The organism is Meiothermus sp. CFH 77666 (assembly GCF_017497985.1).
Lineage (GTDB): Bacteria > Deinococcota > Deinococci > Deinococcales > Thermaceae > Meiothermus.
On the sequence record NZ_JAGDFV010000047.1, the window covers coordinates 1 to 14,738 of the forward strand.

The 14,738-nt window shown below is 62.8% G+C and carries 14 protein-coding genes and 1 rRNA gene; 5 read left to right on the forward strand and 10 right to left on the reverse strand.

The features are described 5' to 3' along the window. Positions 1–208 precede the first annotated feature (208 nt). Positions 209–673 (forward strand): hypothetical protein, encoded by a 465-nt coding sequence (locus tag J3L12_RS15930; RefSeq protein ID WP_208016040.1) that lies wholly within the window; start codon positions 209–211, stop codon positions 671–673. Here the strand turns inward: J3L12_RS15930 and J3L12_RS15935 are convergent, their stop codons facing one another. Next, a complete protein-coding gene (locus tag J3L12_RS15935) occupies positions 674–1,591 on the reverse strand; it encodes a hypothetical protein (protein ID WP_208016041.1) in 918 nt (305 codons plus the stop codon). Between the two features lie 210 nt (positions 1,592–1,801). On the opposite strand from J3L12_RS15935, the gene J3L12_RS15940 reads away from it, so the two are divergent. Next, on the forward strand, positions 1,802–3,430 hold the full coding sequence (locus J3L12_RS15940) for an amidase family protein (protein WP_243455316.1): 1,629 nt from the start codon (positions 1,802–1,804) through the stop codon (positions 3,428–3,430). Positions 3,431–3,437: 7 nt separating this feature from the next. Next, positions 3,438–3,857: a hypothetical protein gene (locus J3L12_RS15945; RefSeq protein ID WP_208016042.1), complete on the forward strand. Its 420-nt coding sequence runs from the start codon at positions 3,438–3,440 to the stop codon at positions 3,855–3,857. On the opposite strand, the gene J3L12_RS15950 is transcribed toward J3L12_RS15945, so the two are convergent. The 7 genes from J3L12_RS15950 to trpE form a co-directional block, all read right to left on the reverse strand. Next, a complete protein-coding gene (locus J3L12_RS15950; protein WP_208016043.1) occupies positions 3,820–5,004 on the reverse strand; it encodes a lipid-A-disaccharide synthase-related protein in 1,185 nt (394 codons plus the stop codon). The genes J3L12_RS15945 and J3L12_RS15950 overlap by 38 nt on opposite strands. Continuing rightward, positions 5,001–6,002, reverse strand: coding sequence for an anthranilate phosphoribosyltransferase (gene trpD / locus J3L12_RS15955; protein ID WP_208016044.1), 1,002 nt, complete (start codon positions 6,000–6,002; stop codon positions 5,001–5,003). Before trpD ends, J3L12_RS15950 begins: the two co-directional genes overlap by 4 nt. 109 nt (positions 6,003–6,111) lie before the next feature. Next, positions 6,112–7,008, reverse strand: a complete 897-nt coding sequence (locus J3L12_RS15960) for a glycosyltransferase family 2 protein (protein WP_208016045.1) — start codon at positions 7,006–7,008, stop codon at positions 6,112–6,114. After that, positions 7,001–7,888: a glycosyltransferase family 2 protein gene (locus tag J3L12_RS15965; protein WP_208016046.1), complete on the reverse strand. Its 888-nt coding sequence runs from the start codon at positions 7,886–7,888 to the stop codon at positions 7,001–7,003. The genes J3L12_RS15960 and J3L12_RS15965 overlap by 8 nt, the downstream gene beginning before the upstream one ends. Beyond that, a complete protein-coding gene (locus J3L12_RS15970; protein WP_208016047.1) occupies positions 7,888–8,724 on the reverse strand; it encodes a glycosyltransferase in 837 nt (278 codons plus the stop codon). Before J3L12_RS15970 ends, J3L12_RS15965 begins: the two co-directional genes overlap by 1 nt. Positions 8,725–8,973: 249 nt before the next feature. Continuing rightward, on the reverse strand, positions 8,974–9,582 hold the full coding sequence (locus J3L12_RS15975; protein WP_208016048.1) for an aminodeoxychorismate/anthranilate synthase component II: 609 nt from the start codon (positions 9,580–9,582) through the stop codon (positions 8,974–8,976). A gap of 459 nt (positions 9,583–10,041) precedes the next feature. Next, positions 10,042–11,457, reverse strand: a complete 1,416-nt coding sequence (gene trpE, locus J3L12_RS15985) for an anthranilate synthase component I (protein WP_208016050.1) — start codon at positions 11,455–11,457, stop codon at positions 10,042–10,044. Between the two features lie 213 nt (positions 11,458–11,670). Between trpE and J3L12_RS15990 the strand changes: the two genes are divergently transcribed. Then, on the forward strand, positions 11,671–12,426 hold the full coding sequence (locus J3L12_RS15990; protein ID WP_208016051.1) for an HAD family hydrolase: 756 nt from the start codon (positions 11,671–11,673) through the stop codon (positions 12,424–12,426). A 248-nt stretch (positions 12,427–12,674) separates the two neighbouring features. Here the strand turns inward: J3L12_RS15990 and J3L12_RS15995 are convergent, their stop codons facing one another. Next, entirely contained in the window at positions 12,675–13,316 is a 642-nt protein-coding gene (locus J3L12_RS15995) for a hypothetical protein (RefSeq protein ID WP_208016052.1), read from the reverse strand. A gap of 242 nt (positions 13,317–13,558) precedes the next feature. Continuing rightward, the gene (locus J3L12_RS16000; protein WP_208016053.1) at positions 13,559–14,281 is read right to left on the reverse strand and encodes a PIG-L deacetylase family protein; all 723 of its coding nucleotides are present in this window, start codon (positions 14,279–14,281) and stop codon (positions 13,559–13,561) included. A gap of 265 nt (positions 14,282–14,546) precedes the next feature. Here J3L12_RS16000 and J3L12_RS16005 point away from each other — a divergent pair. Beyond that, positions 14,547–14,738: ribosomal RNA gene (locus J3L12_RS16005) — 16S ribosomal RNA — on the forward strand; the annotation flags it as partial.

Below are 14,738 nucleotides of genomic sequence, written 5' to 3' on the forward strand. Positions count from 1 at the left end.
TAAACGCTACCAACCCCGTTCCCCGGCCATGGCTGCCCATCTCACTGACCGCATTTGGTCTATCTCTGACATCCTTCGCCATCAGGTCTTTCCATCCAGCCACCGGTGATAATCTCAAATGACTACCGAAGCGAATTGGGGTACATGGTTTTTTACTGCAATCCTCAGAATTCCGCGTAGGCTTTGGAAGAAAGGGGTTGGTATGATTATGAGAACCATTGTTGCAGGGCTGCTGGCGGTCGGGCTGTTGGGGGCTTGTTCGCAGATTGTGGGGGGCTTCAGCGCTTTCAACCTCACTGCGCCCAAAGAACCCTGTACTCTCTCGGGCGGCGTACGCGAACTCAACCTGTCCTTCAACTACACCGGAACCCTCAAAGGCGTGAACCTGACCTTTACCCCCAATGGCAAATCGCCTGTTGCCGTTAATATCCCTGATTTGAGCGCCCCACCCACTGGCCTGCGGGTCAACACCCTGACCGCAGGGGAAGCCCGGCTCTTTATCAACCTTGCCACCCTCGAGCCCAGCGGTACCTCGGCCCAGGCCATCCCGCAACCCAACCCCCGCCAGATCTACCCAATGGACATCGAGCTGCAGGCCATTGGTGGCAACAACGAACGCCCGGCGCCCCTCAGGCTCATCGGCGTGGACGTGGCCAACTGTTACGCACCCTGATTAGCGCTTGACCGAACCTACGGCACTGATGGCGTGTTCACTCGAGCTCGTACTCAGGCGCAGCCGCTTGCCCAGTTCGCGCCACCAGATGTAGGAGGGGCTATCCAGGCGCTTGACCTGCTCGAGGTCGGCCTCCTTGCGCCAGAGCTTGACCCGCATCAAAAACAGGTTCAAGAACAGGTCGCGGTACTCGGCGCTGGCCCGATCCACGTGAAAGTGGAAACGCACCCCCCGGTGCTGCGAAAACGAGAGAATGATAGGCACCCCTTCCGGGCCTTCCACCGGGATTTCCACCACGCTGTCGGTAAAGGTCGAGGCGGTGAACTCGTACTCTTCTTGAATCATGCCGAGCTCGAGCAAGATCAGGGCAAAAGCCCGCATCTCGAGGCCATTGATCTCGCGGTAGATACGATCAAAGAGGTCGTAGGTGGAGCTATAGTGAAACTGCTCACCCGGCTCTTGGGCCCACCACATTGCATACTGCCCCTTGGGCGCGGTGAGCGCAGCCTGGATGTAGAGCCGGTCGCGGCGGGTGACGGGCTCGAGGGTTTCGGGGTAAATGGCCAGTAAATCGTCGGTGCTGTAGAAAACCGGGCGAATACGCCCCCACTTCTGGGCCAGCTCATGCACCGCCACATAGTGAGCGGCTGCTTTTTCGTCGGCGATGGGGTAGAAAAACAGGTCGTACTCGCCGTCCTCGGCCCGTACCCGCAGGGGAATTTCCAGAACCCCCTCGCGGGTCAGGCGCAGCACATCGGCTTCCAGCACCTGAATGCCCGACTTGCGAAAAACCGTCTCCACCGTGGTCGCAAACATCAGACGATTGGCCGCCTTCACTTCGGGGGCGTTGCTTTGGATCAGGCCCTCGATACAAACCTTGGGCCAGTGCGCTGGAGCATTGGTAAAGAGTTCTTGCATGAGAATCCAAAAGAAGTAGAGCTACCCAACCCAAGGGTAGCGAGGTTTTCATGAGCACCTTGTGATATTTAAGGTGCAACGGCGTTACGTGGCAGATGAGGCCCAAGTGCGGGTCGGTGGGTTGCCTTCAGGACGGGGTATTCCTTCACCAGACCCCCAAATGGGGGTATCGGCTTATCGGGTGGCTGGGCCGATGCCATACTGAACCCTATGCCCAGAAGGGTTCAACTGTTCTTGGCCCTGGTTTTCCTGGGTTTGGGGCTGGTAGTGTGGTGGGCGATGAGCCAGGCTGCCGAAAAACGTCTGAATCCCAATAAGCGCGACTGGGAAAGCTTTGTGGCCCGCCAGGTGGCCGAACAAACTGCTGAACGCCCCTACCCTTTGCGGCGAACGCTAAACTTCAGCCCCTTCGAGGCGGCGCTGGAACGGCTCGAGGCGCCCGTGCTCGAGCGCCTGCAAACCCTCACCCAGAAGGCCACCATCCCTGAGCTCCAGGCCGAGATGCAGGCCGGATGCCTCACCTCCGAGCAGCTCACGCTGTTTTACCTGTGGCGCATCCGGCGCTACAACGATCGGTTGCGGGCTTATCTGGAGCTGAATCCGGCGGCACTCGAGGAAGCCCGCGCCCGCGACACAGAGCGCCAGCAGGGGAAGGTGCGCGGGGTGCTCCACGGCATTCCCCTCAGCCTCAAGGACAACATCTCCACGGCGGGCCCCCTGCACACCACCGCAGGTGCGGCCGTGCTGGCCGAGCACATTGCCGATCGGGATGCCTTCATTGTGCAAAAGCTGCGGGCCGCCGGCGCGGTGATTCTGGGCAAGAACAACCTTTCGGAGTGGGCCAACTTCATGACCAGCCAGTCGGTCAACGGCTACAGCACGCTGGGCGGCCATACCCGCAACCCCTACGGCCCCTTTGATGTGGGGGGCAGCAGCAGCGGCACCGCCGTAGCAGTGGCGGCCAACCTGGCCGTGGCCGGTATCGGCTCCGAGACCTCCGGCTCGCTCATCTACCCCGCCGCCCAGAACAGTGTGTTCACCCTCAAACCCACCCTGGGCCTGGTAAGCCGCGACCGCATCCTCCCCATTACTGCCGCCCAGGACACCGCCGGGCCCATGAGCAAAAACGCCCCCGACCTGGCCGTGCTGATGTCGGTCATAACAGGCCACGACCCTACCGACGCCGCCACCCAGCTAGCCGAGGGTTTCAGCTTTCCGCCCGTGGCCAAGAGCCCCGCCCTGCCGCTACGGGTGGGCTGGGTGCAGCACATCCAGCGCAAGGGCGACGCGGAAGCCCTGGCCCAGGTAGCCAGAGCACTCGGCGCTCTGGGCGCAGAAGTGGTAGAGGTGCCCTTTCCGGAAAGCGCCATCGAGATGATGCCGGTGCTGCACGCCGGTATGCGGCAAGACCTGGCTTCGTATCTGCAAACCACCGGGGCGGCCATCCGGGGTCTGCAAGACGTCCTCGAGTACAACCGCCAGCACCCCGAGGCCATGCTCTATGGGCAGGATTTGCTCGAGACCTCGCTTGCCCATCCGCTCAGCGGGGCCGAGTACCAGGCCCTGGTTGACAAAAACCGCCAGCAAGGCCGCGAACGCCTGCTGGACTTGATGCAGGAGCACCAGGTAGAGGTGCTGCTGGTGGTGGGCAACAGCCTGAGCGTGCTCACCTCCACCTCGGGCTTCCCGGTGGTGAACTTCCCGGCCGGCTACCGCCAGAGCGGCGAACCCATCGGGGCCTCGTTGGTAGGGAAGCCTTTGCAAGACCCTTGGCTGATTGGCCTGGCTCAGGCGGTTTCGGAGCACCTAAAGGTTCGCAAGCCGCCCCTGCTGCGCTAAGCCTGTTATGGACATTCCTCTTCCGGTCTACCTCATCGGGCTGCGCGGCCTGCTCAACCTGGTTGCGCTGCTCCTGATTGGGGCTTCGTTGCTTTATAACCTGCCCCTGCTGGTGCGGGAACCCACCTCCGCTCAGTTGCGCTTTTTCAAGTTCACGGCAGGGTTTGCGGTGGGGGCCATAGTGATGGAACTGCTGGTGCGAACGCTCTTTATGGGCGGGGTGACCTGGCTGCACGCCATTTACGGCCTCCTGGCGGCCAGCATTTTGTGGTTTGTGAGCGGCCTGGAGCCCGGAGGCTGGTTTCGCAAAAGCCTGGAAAAAGCGCCCGAGCAGGTGGGGCCTTATTTTTTCTGGGCCAGCCTGGTATGCGTGCTCTTGTGGTGGCGCTTCATCGAGACGGGCATTGCCCGGAGCCCTGGTCCGTAGCCTGCAACTGCCGGTGAATCTCCAGGGCAATTCGCCGGGCCGCCCCCGGCACGCCCATCGCGGCCCGTCCGGCGGCTCTGGCTTGCTCGAGCAGCTCTGGTGAGCCCCAAAACTGCCGGACGCCCTGGGCTATGGCCTCGGGATGCGGCTCCACCAGCAGCAGGGCTTCGCGCAGCAAGCGCTTTTGCTGGGCGGCAAAGGCCGGGGTGTACTGCGGCCCCGAGGTGGGAAAGCTTACCAGAGGAACCCCATACCCCGCGGCCTGCTCGGCGGCTGTCCCACTGGTGGAAATAGCCACCTTTGCCCCAAGAATGCAGTCCCTGAAGGCTCCCTGGCTAAGATATACCCGCGTTCCGTCGGGATGGTTTAGCGTATGGGTGATCCCTTCTTGCCTTCCGGTTGGCTCCAGCTTCCAGCCCTCTGCCCCACTCCACCCTTCCAGAGACAGCCCCGCCCAGGCCACCACAGGGGTAAGGCCCGTATCGGATAACAAACGACACGCCTCGAGCATTTTGGGCAGGCTTTCGTAGGCATCGCGGCGCGACCCCGGCAAAAGCAGCAGGTAGGGGGGCTTTAGCTCCAGCGGAACCCCCTCCAGGGCATCGAGCATGGGGTTGCCCAGGTAGCAGGCGTGGGGCACCCCGTGGGCCCTGAGCCAGTGCTCGCCCTCTGGCTCGCGCGGATACACCCCCACCGCCCGGCGCATCAGGAAGCGCTCGAGGGCGCTGTAGGGCCGGCTCCAGCCCTGCGGCTGCCAGGCCCGCAGCGAGGAGCGGCACTGCATCAGAAAAAGCGGGGGCCGCCCCATAAAATAGCCCACCAGCAGGGCGTAAACATCCCCCACCACCAGCGTCGCCACCGCTTCCTGCGCGGCCTCCTTCACGGCGCGGTAGTGCGCCAGGCTCATCGAGACCCAGCCCGCTTTCAGGTCGGCCCAGATGGCCGCCAGGCTTTGCAGCGCGAAGCCGCCCGAGGGCATTTCCTGGCGGGGCCCCAGCACCACAAAGCCCGCCTCTTCGTAAACCCCACCCCGGCCCACCAGGGGTACCGCCTGTAGGGTATAGCCCAGGGCCCGGAGTTCCTGGGCCAGCGCCGCCCCGATGATGTCCTCGCCGTGCCCGTTGGAGATCAGCACAATGCGGCTCATGCCTGGGAGAGTTGGATCAGGCGCTCGAGCACCTCGAGGCCCGCCCCGCTGTCCAGCAGCTCGTTGGCCAGCACCACCCCCTCGGCAATGTTGGGAGCCTTGCCCGCCAGGTAAAAAGCGGCCCCCGCATTGAGGGCAACGGCATGGCGTTTGGGGCTTCTGTCCTGCCCGCTCAAGATGGCCCGGGCGGTCTCTGCATTTTCCTGCGGCGTTCCGCCCTTAATCGTTTCGTAGGGCGCAGAGGGAAGCCCCACTTCCTCCGGGCGCAGGGTGTAGCGCCGGATCTGTCCGTTGGAAAGCTCGGCCACCTGGTTCTGGCCCAGCACCAGCTCGTCCACGCCCTCGCCGTGCACCACCAGGGCCCGCTCGGAGCCCAGGCTGTGCAGCACCTGGGCAAAAGGCTCCAGCAAAGCCGGGCTGCTCACCCCTACCAGGTTCAGGGTGGCGAAAGCGGGGTTGGTCAGCGGCCCCAGCAGATTAAACACGGTACGCACCCCCAGCTCGGCCCGTACCGGGGCCACATAGCGCATGGCCGGGTGATGGCTGCGGGCGAACAGGAACCCCAGCCCCAGGGTTTCGATGGCCTCGGTCACCCTGGCGATGGGGATGTCAATTTTGATGCCGAGCGCCTCGAGCAGGTCAAAAGAGCCCGACTTGGACGAGGCCGCCCGGTTGCCGTGCTTGGCAATGGCCACGCCTCCGGCGGCCACCACAAAGCAGGTGGTGGTGGAGATGTTGAAGGCATCGGGTGCAACCCCCCCGGTGCCCACGATGTCCATGAGCGGCTTGCGCCGGGTTTCTACGCGCACCGCCGCCTCGCGCATACCGGCGGCAAATCCGGCAATTTCCTCGGTGGTTTCGCCCCGCGTGCGCAGGGCCATCAGCACGCCTGCGGTCTGCACCGGGGTCAGTTCACCCGCCATGATGCGGTTCATCAGGGCATGAGCCTCGGCTTGCGATAAAGGTTCGGCCAGTAGGGCTTTTCTGAGTTCGTCCACAGTGCCTCCCATGTTATACCGAGTTCGGCTGTCTAGCCCGACCTAAGGAAGTAAACTGGGCTTCGCAAAGAAACCGCTTGGCATAGCGCCTGACTTTGCGAAGCCTGTATTAAGAGGGTGTTGCTCGGTCTGACAAACCATCGGCGCCCGGTGCTATGGGCAGTTGCCAGCCCCGTCCGATGCCGCGCCAGAGGGCTCCTATCTTGTCCCAGCGGCGGCGCAGGGCATACTCGGCCAGCCAGAAACTGCCATACCCCAGCACCGCCAGCCAGGGCCAGGGGGCGTGTTTACGCAAAAGCCGGGTGTTGTAGGCGGCAAACTGCTCGTCGGCGTCCAGGCTAGAGCCCTGCCAGGAAGTCCCGCCCCGGTGCCAGACCCGCGACTCAGCAGCTACCGCCAGCTTGAACCCGCTCTTCAAAAGCCGCAAACCCAGGTCGGCATCCTCGCCGTACATGAAAAAGCCCTCGTCCAGCAACCCCACCTGCTCGAGGGCCGCCCGCCGCAGCAGCAGGCTGGCCCCGCTGATGTAGTTCAGCCGTGCGGCCTGACACTCTTGGTTCAGCAAGCGAATCAGGCCCCAGGGCCACACCACCTCACCCCCACCCCAGGCCTGCACCTGTTCGGGCCTGTCCATCTCGTAGAGCACCGAGCCCACCGCCCCGATCTGCGTGTCTTGCTGGGCCTGTTCAACCATGGCAGCCAGTGCCTGGGTGTCGGGCAGGGTATCCGGGTTGAGCAACCAGACATACGCGGCCCCTTCGGCCAGGGCCCGCCGAATCCCCACGTTGTTGCCCCCCGCAAACCCCAGGTTGCGCTCTAATTCCAGCACCTCAACCCCTGGAAAGGCCGTCCGGATCTGGGCGACCGAGTCGTTGTCGGATGCGTTGTCCAGCACCAGCACGCGGTAGTTGGGGTACTCGAGGTGCTCTAAAGCCCCCAGGCAGGCCACCGTATCGCGCCAGGCCCGATAGTTGAGAATCAGAATGTAGACCAGAGGCTCAGCCACCCCTACCCTCCAGAAGCCCCTGGGTATAGGCGGCCTCGAGCAAGAAGCGGTAAGCCGAGCCCGCCCGCGCCCCCTGTTCCCAGCCCCGGTTCTGGAGCATCCGCTCCGCTACCCGCCAGGGGTAGGCCCAGCGTTTGAGCGCCAGCGAAAGCGGGTTCGCCCCGGTCCAGAGGGCCACCTGCGGGCTGGGGTGCATCCGGTAAAACTGCCAGGCCACGCGCCCCATGCTACGAAACTTGTGCAGCATCCCCTCGAGGTTCACCCGGTCTTCGTGGGTCGCCCGGGCCTTGGCGGCCAGACGGGGACGGATGCCCTGCACCCACAGCCGCAGGCCCAGCTCGTGCTCTTCCCAGCCATACCCGGCAAACGGGGCAAAGGGGTTCGCCGGCAGCCGGGCCCGCTCCAGCGAGAGGCTGGCAAACCAGTACCCGCCGCGCCCCAGCAGGGCCCCATCGGCCCTGCCCCGAACCCCACTCTCGGCCCGCGCCCGCCAGAAGCACGTAAAGGGGTCCTGGCCCAGCGTATCCGGAATCTGGGTTCGGCTCACGGCAGCTACCGGGCCATACCGGCGGTGCAGCTCGAGGTGCGCCTGCAAAAACCCCGGCTCCGGGATGATGTCGTCGTCGTTGAACAGCACGTACCGGCCCTGGGCCTGGGCAAAACCCGCGTTGCGGGCGGCAGCCAGGCCCCGGTTGGCCTGCTGCACCAACCGCAGCCGCCCATCTGCGAAGGACTGCAAGCGTGAAGCGGTGTCGTCGCTGGAGCCATCGTCCACCACGATGACCTCAAAACTGGCCCCCTCCTGCGCCAGAAAAGCCGCCACCGTCCGGGCGACCAGTTCGGCCCGGTTGTGGGTGGGGATGACGATGCTGAAATCCATCAGGCTCGAGGATTCTTGCTGGCCTCGAGGGCTTCCCAGGCCCCCCAGGCAAAGGCCAGCTCATAATCGCCCCGCTTTCCCAGCAGCCCCTTCAGGCTGGGCAGCAAGGCCATCTTCACGGCCAGCAGGGTGGGGTGTACCCCCAGGGCCCAGGCGATCCGGGGGTCATTGTGCTTCTGCCAGACCTGCACATGGGCCGCGCCCGCCTGCCTCGCTTTCTGGACGGCCCGGGTGCGGTGCTCCGGGGCTTCGTGCAGCGCTACCGCCTCCCGCACAAAAACCAGCCGCACCCCTGCTCGCATCAGCCGGTAGCCCAGGTCGGAGTCCTCGCCGCCATAGGCGCTGAAGGCCAGGTCGTAACCGCCCACCTCCTCAAACAGCGCCCTGGGCATGGAGGTGTTGTTGCCGGTCACGTGCCACCAGAAAACCCTAGGCCCCATCAGCTCGGCAGCCCCGCTGCCGCGCAGTTCGGGGGGCAGTATCAGCCGCCCCACCGCAACCGTGCGGGGCTCGGTATGGGCCTTCTGGTGGGCCTCAATCCAGCCCGCCTGGGGCATCACGTCGTCGTCGGAGAAGAGCAAAATATCGCCCTTGGCTGCCCTGGCTCCCTGGTTACGGGCATTCGCAGCCCCGCTACCCTGCCCATAGCCATCGCCGGTCTGTAGCACCTGCAAGCTGTAGGGAGGGCGATAATCCCGCAAAAAGGCCAGGGTGTCGTCGGTGCAGCCATCGGCCACCACGATCACCTCAAACTCGCCCTGCTGGGCTTCCAGGCCGCGCAGCTTTTTTTCCAGCAGCTCGCGGCGGTTGTGGGTGGGCACAATTACCGAAATCATAAAGCAGGTAGTGGGTGGCTTGTGGCGTGTGGAGAAAGCACTCAGGCTTATATCATTTTTCCCCTTTCCCTCTCCCCCTGCGGGAGAGGGTGGCGACACCGCCGGCTAGTTTGGTACTCATTTTGCCGAATAAAACAGTTCTGACGGCAATCCGGTGTCGCCAGGTGAGGGGTTGCAACGACGGTGTTCATACAGATGATAAGAGCCAGGGAAGCGCTGTTCTCAGTTGACGCGCCACACGACTCGAGTTTACTCACACAGCTTAAGAAAATTTGCCAGCATCCGCTGCCCGCCCTCGGTCAAGACCGACTCGGGGTGGAACTGCACCCCGTGGGTGGGGTAGTGGCGGTGGCGCAGGCCCATCACGGTGCGGCCTCCCGCTTCGTCGAGCCAGGCGTTGACCTCGAGCGCCTCCGGCAAATCCTCCACCACCAGGGAGTGGTAGCGGGTGGCCGTGAACGGCCCAGCAAGCCCGGCAAACACCCCGCTCCCGTCGTGCTCGATGCGGCTGGTCTTGCCGTGCACAATCACCTTATGCCGCACCACACGGGCCCCGAAGGCCTCGCCAATGCTCTGGTGGCCCAAACATACGCCCAGGATGGGATATTTGGGCGCGTACCGCTGTATCAGTGGTACCGACAGACCCGCCTCCTTGGGCGTGCAGGGGCCGGGCGAGACCACGATGCCGTCCGGGTCGAAGTCCTCCACATCCTTCAGCTCGAAGTAGTCGTTGCGCCAGACCGTCAAGTCTGCTCCCAGCTCACCCAGGTACTGCACCAGGTTGTAGGTGAAGGAGTCGTAGTTGTCAATGATCAGAATGCGGGCTTGTGGCCCGTGGCCTGTTGCTTGTGGCTTCATGCTCTACCTCGAGGTTTGGGTTTTTTCAGATTAGGGGGGTTCTCCTGGTATCAAATAAAGCTGGATACCTGACGGCATTGCTGCACTATTTTGGTTTGCAGAGGCGCTAATTCATCGGCTGTACTGAACCCCAGCTCTCGGGCAATCTCGAGCAGGGTATCGAGCTCGTATGCTGAACCTAAGGCCATCTGAACAAACCGCACTGTGTCGCCCGGAGAGGCACGGCCTACCCCCTCGGAGATGTTTGCAGGTATAGATATGGCTGCACGCCGAACCTGGGCTGTGAGGCCGTAGACTTCTTCTTTGGGCCAAGTTCGAGTGATGCAGTAAATCTCCTTTACGAGCTGTATGCCTTCTTTCCATATTTCCAGGTTTCGTACGCTGGATGGCCCCATAGCATACCTCCTTCCCAACCGACTTCCACCTACCACTTGCCACGGGCCACAAGCCACATGCCCACTAAAGCCCCTCCTCCGCCAACCGCACCGCCTTGAGCATGGCCTGGGCCTTGTTCAAGCACTCCTGGTACTCCGCCGTGGGGTTGGAGTCGTAGACCACCCCAGCCCCGGCCTGGATGTGCAGCTGTTCCTTCGCAATCACAATGGTTCGCAGGGTCAGGGCCACGTCCATGTGGCCGTCATAGGCTACGTAGCCGAAGGCGCCCCCGTAGGCCCCCCGGCGGGAGGGCTCGAGCTCCTCGATAATCTCCATAGCCCGAATCTTGGGGGCTCCCGAAACAGTGCCCATCGGCAAGACCGAGGCCAGCGCGTCGAGGGGGGTTTTGTCCTCGCGCAGTTCGCCCTCTACGGTAGAGACAATGTGCATTACGTGCGAGTAGTTCTCCACCGTCATGAGCTGGGTGGGCCGCACGCTGCCGAAGCGGCAGACCCTTCCGAGGTCGTTGCGCGAGAGGTCTACCAGCATCACATGCTCGGCCCGCTCCTTCTCGTCCGCGAGCAGTTCTTCGGCCAGGGCCTGGTCTTCGGCGGCGTCTTTGCCCCGTCGGCGTGTCCCGGCAATGGGCCGGGTGGTCACCTTGCGTCCATCCGAGCGCAGCAGGCTCTCGGGGCTGCTCGAGACCAGCGTCACCTCGCCCAGCTCCAAAAAACCCATGTAGGGGCTGGGGTTCACCGAGCGCAGGGCGCGGTAGACGGCAAAAGGATGTACGTTGAGGGGAGCCGATAGGCGCAGACTGGGCACAACCTGAAAAATATCGCCCGCCCGGATATACTCCAGCGCCCGCTCCACCATGCCCTCGTACTCGGCCTGAGAGACGTTCTGGCTGAAGTCCATGCGCCGCCCGGCTCGCTCACCCGGCACACCGGGTAGCGGGCCGCCAAGTTTCCGCTCGGCCCAGGCGATGCGCTCCAGGGCCTCGGCCCGTTCACCCTCCGGGGCTGGGGCCACAATGTGCATCTGCTGCTTGAACTGGTCGAAGACCACCACCACCTCGGGCTCGACAAACAATAGGTCGGGAACCTCGAGCAGATCAGGCTTCTGGCTGGGGAGCTTCTCGTAGTAACGAATCAGGTCGTAGGCCGCATACCCCACCGCACCCCCCCAAAAGAGGGGCAGATCGGGATCGGGCGCTATGGGCCGGTGGATGGCCTGGTAGAGGGTGCGGAGTGGGTCGGTGGTGGGCAGCACCTCTCCATTCAGGGTAAACACCCCCTGCTTGAGCCGCCACACATTGCGAGCCCCCACCCCCACAAAGCTCCACCTGGCCCAGGCCTTGCCCCCCTCCACCGACTCCAGCAAAAAGCTGGGGCTGCTTTTTTCGGAAAGCTTCAGGTAGGCCGTGACGGGGGTCTCGAGGTCGGCTAGCAGGGTTTTCTTGACCGGAATCGTAGGCGTGGTTTTTGCCGAGATTTGCATGGCTTCTCCTTACAGTGCAATAAAAAATCCCCTGAGAGAAAAGCCCCAGGGGTACTGACCGCTACCGTCCCAGGGCTACCCAGGCCACCACCAACCCTTGACTTGTGCAGTTCGTACCATCTGGCCCTTAGTCTGCGGCATGGTGCCCCAGAATGCAAGCCACCCTTTGCGCTATCCTGTACGCTGAACCGCAAACCCGATACGCTAGGGCTGATGCGCTGGCTGACCTTCGACCTCGACGGCACCCTGGCCCACTGGCCCTTCCGCCACCTGATGCGGCCCCACATGGAACCCTTGTTGGCACAGCCGACCATCCGAGCGGCCCTGCGCGAGGAGTACCTGAATCGGCTTGCCCAGGGCGACCCCACGCGGGTCTACGACTGGGGCGACATTCACCGCGCCGTACAGGAAAAACTGGGACTACCGCCCATCTTTCCCAACCTCTTTGAGGTGCTGGCGGAGGCCAGGTTTGAGAACGAGATGCTCTACCCCGATGTGCTAACCGGGCTGGCGGCGTTCCGCAGCCAGGGCTACCGCATTGCGGTAGCGACCAATGGCCTGGCCAGGTATCAGCAAGTTCTGGTAGACAAGCTGGCGATCCCCTACGACCGGATGCTGGCCCCGGATATTTCGCAAGCCCTAAAGCCCGACCCGGCTTTCTGGAACCCGGTGCGAAGCGAACCAGTAGACACCATTGTGCACATCGGCGACCTGCTCAGCCAGGACATCTGGGGCGCCAACGGAGCGGGCCTGGTAGCGGTGTGGATCTGGCGCACCATGCCCCAGGACTGGCGAGCAACGCCCGTACATGAGCGCACCCGCCGCCCGGATCTCGACGCCGTAATCGAAGCCAGGGTGCAGCGTGAACTCGAGGAACACGGTTTTGTGGGCCGCGTTCGCCCCCAGGCCCCGCCCCAGCCCGATTACATCGTGGCCGACCTGCACGAACTACGGGCCGTGCTCAGGTAGGCAGTTTAGAGCGCTCTTCACACATTTTGAGCCATCCGGCAAGGTCTTGTCCTGGACAGAATAGTAGCCGCCTGGAAACTCGAAACCCAAGCACCGCAGGCCGGGCCCGGCTCACACCTGGGTGTGTAACAAGGGTCTAAGCCCCGACGCAACGTAGACAAGCGTGCCTCACCGGGGTGAGGCACGTCTGCTTGTTCCTTCTCGTTTTCGTGGGCGGCCCCGTCTGTGAAGATCACGATAGTCGGTGCTCAGGGCCATCCCAGCCCAAACGTGCCGTGCAGGCTGCGAAACCAGCCCTCGGCGTAACCCCTTGCAATGTGGAGGCGGCTGTAACCAAGGGTGAGCTTGCCCTCGAGGCCCGGTGCCACCATTCCAGGGGCTTCCAGGCCCACCGCCCACTGCCCACCCAGGCCCCCCAGGTGATACCAGCGGGGGTCGCCATCCACCCCCCAGCCCTGGCCGCGCACCACGGTCTCAGGGTGAACCACCAGGGCCCCCACACCCACCCTGGGTACCACCCGCAGCGGCCCCGCTTCCAGTGCGTAAGCCAGGTTAAAGAGCACGTAGTTGAAGCCATCGGTCACGTTGAACTGCTCAAAAATGGCCCCGTTACGCTCGGCTCCGGCAAAGTAGAGCTTCTGGTGGATGAGCTCGAGCTCAAAGCGCAGGCCCACCCGCTCGCCATACCACAACCGTACTGTGTAGTAAGGAAACCCCTCCAGGTCGCGCCCCTCAAACCGTGCCTCCTCCACCGTGGTAGAGGGAAACCCCTGCTGCTCCACCCGCAAATCGGTGGGCGCATTGCGGGTAAAGCCCAAAGCAACCTGCAGACCCAGGCTCTGGGCCATGGCTGTTCCCCACAACACCAGCAGGGCAAAACAAGTGCGCATACCCAAAGGTAGGGCCGCCTCATGAGGGTCTGCTGTTGAAAGGATGAACCGCTTGAGTTTGAGAAATAAAAAAGGCGGCTTTTTGCCGCTGATATATTCAAAATATCATGCTATGCACTATGCGTCAAGCGTATGCAGAGAACTCCGTCGAGAGCAGCCATTCGTTCACAGCAAGCCCCTAAAACTCGAGGCATTTTACCCGCTCCGACCCCTTTTTTACCTGAAGGCTTGGGGCGGACTATCTACCGCCTGGCATACCAGAGCAGTTCGTGCTGCACAGGCCCCTCATAGCCCGCCAGGTGAAAGGTCTCGGTGGCCAGCCGATACGAAAAACGATCCATAAAGTTGAGCACCGAGAGCGCCTGGGTGCGGTGCTGGGCCATGGCCCGCAGCTTTTGCAGCAAAACCTCCATCGGCAAATGCCGCACGTGGTTGGGCGGCAGCCAACCATCCACATACTCCGGCTGGGGATGGGGCGGCGCATAGTAGAAGAGCTTGATTCGCCGCCCCGACTTTTGAACCGCTTTGGTTACAAACTGGTGGGTGGCCACGTGGTCGGGGTGGCGGTTGGAACCATTGGGGGCAAAGGTAATGATGGCCCTGGGCCGCAATACTTCCAAGCGCCATAGCAGCAAGTCCACAATTTCAGGATGGTCGGCCACCCCATTGGGAGTAGCAAAGCCATGCCCTCGAGCCTCCCCTTCCACCGAACCATTGGGCCGCCCATTGGGGAAATCGTAAAGCTCAAAATGCCCCACCTTGAGGATGTCCACCGCACGTTTCAACTCCTCTGCCCGAAAAGCCCCTAGTTCTTCGGGCGTACACAGGCCCAGGGTGCGCCCAGCTTCCCCTTTGGTCAGGGTGATCAGGCCCGTTTCCAGACCCCAGTCGGCATATTGAATGAGCGTCCCCCCCGCACCAAACACTTCATCATCGGGATGGGGAACCACCACCAGCAAGTCCATGCTCCTATACTACCCAGAACAACTCCCGGTAGTGACCCGTACGATGCGCCGCCAGGCTCGAGGCTCAGCCCAGCTCCTGGCATGGGTCGGTAGTTCCTTCCTATTGACATAGCCTCAAGCATTTGATACTCTCTTCTTTGCGTCGCCAAACGGTGAGGCGAGAATCTTGAAAGCGCAGGTTAGGAAATAAATACGACCACAACGTGGTTTTTACCACGTCAAAACTTTTGAGCATAACAGCTCAAACTCAAAGCCCTCAAGGGCACTTTTGGAGAGTTTGATCCTGGCTCAGGGTGAACGCTGGCGGTATGCCTAAGACATGCAAGTCGCACGGACTGTTTCGGCAGTTAGTGGCGGACGGGTGAGTAACACGTAGGTGACCTGCCCCAAAGTCGGGGACAACTAGGAGAAATCTTAGCTAATCCCCGATGTGGACCCACCCCCTGGGGTGTGTCTA

Excerpts from the sequence above, each read along its gene's own strand:
- J3L12_RS15965 (WP_208016046.1), bottom strand. The coding sequence starts at position 7,888 with ATGGATTTCAGCATCGTCATCCCCACCCACAACCGGGCCGAACTGGTC.
- J3L12_RS16000 (WP_208016053.1), bottom strand. The coding sequence starts at position 14,281 with ATGGACTTGCTGGTGGTGGTTCCCCATCCCGATGATGAAGTGTTTGGT.
- trpE (WP_208016050.1), bottom strand. The coding sequence starts at position 11,457 with ATGCAAATCTCGGCAAAAACCACGCCTACGATTCCGGTCAAGAAAACC.
- J3L12_RS15990 (WP_208016051.1), top strand. The coding sequence starts at position 11,671 with ATGCGCTGGCTGACCTTCGACCTCGACGGCACCCTGGCCCACTGGCCC.
- J3L12_RS15945 (WP_208016042.1), top strand. The coding sequence starts at position 3,438 with ATGGACATTCCTCTTCCGGTCTACCTCATCGGGCTGCGCGGCCTGCTC.
- J3L12_RS15995 (WP_208016052.1), bottom strand. The coding sequence starts at position 13,316 with ATGCGCACTTGTTTTGCCCTGCTGGTGTTGTGGGGAACAGCCATGGCC.
- J3L12_RS15930 (WP_208016040.1), top strand. The coding sequence starts at position 209 with ATGAGAACCATTGTTGCAGGGCTGCTGGCGGTCGGGCTGTTGGGGGCT.
- J3L12_RS15970 (WP_208016047.1), bottom strand. The coding sequence starts at position 8,724 with ATGATTTCGGTAATTGTGCCCACCCACAACCGCCGCGAGCTGCTGGAA.
- J3L12_RS15935 (WP_208016041.1), bottom strand. The coding sequence starts at position 1,591 with ATGCAAGAACTCTTTACCAATGCTCCAGCGCACTGGCCCAAGGTTTGT.
- J3L12_RS15950 (WP_208016043.1), bottom strand. The coding sequence starts at position 5,004 with ATGAGCCGCATTGTGCTGATCTCCAACGGGCACGGCGAGGACATCATC.
- J3L12_RS15940 (WP_243455316.1), top strand. The coding sequence starts at position 1,802 with ATGCCCAGAAGGGTTCAACTGTTCTTGGCCCTGGTTTTCCTGGGTTTG.
- J3L12_RS15975 (WP_208016048.1), bottom strand. The coding sequence starts at position 9,582 with ATGAAGCCACAAGCAACAGGCCACGGGCCACAAGCCCGCATTCTGATC.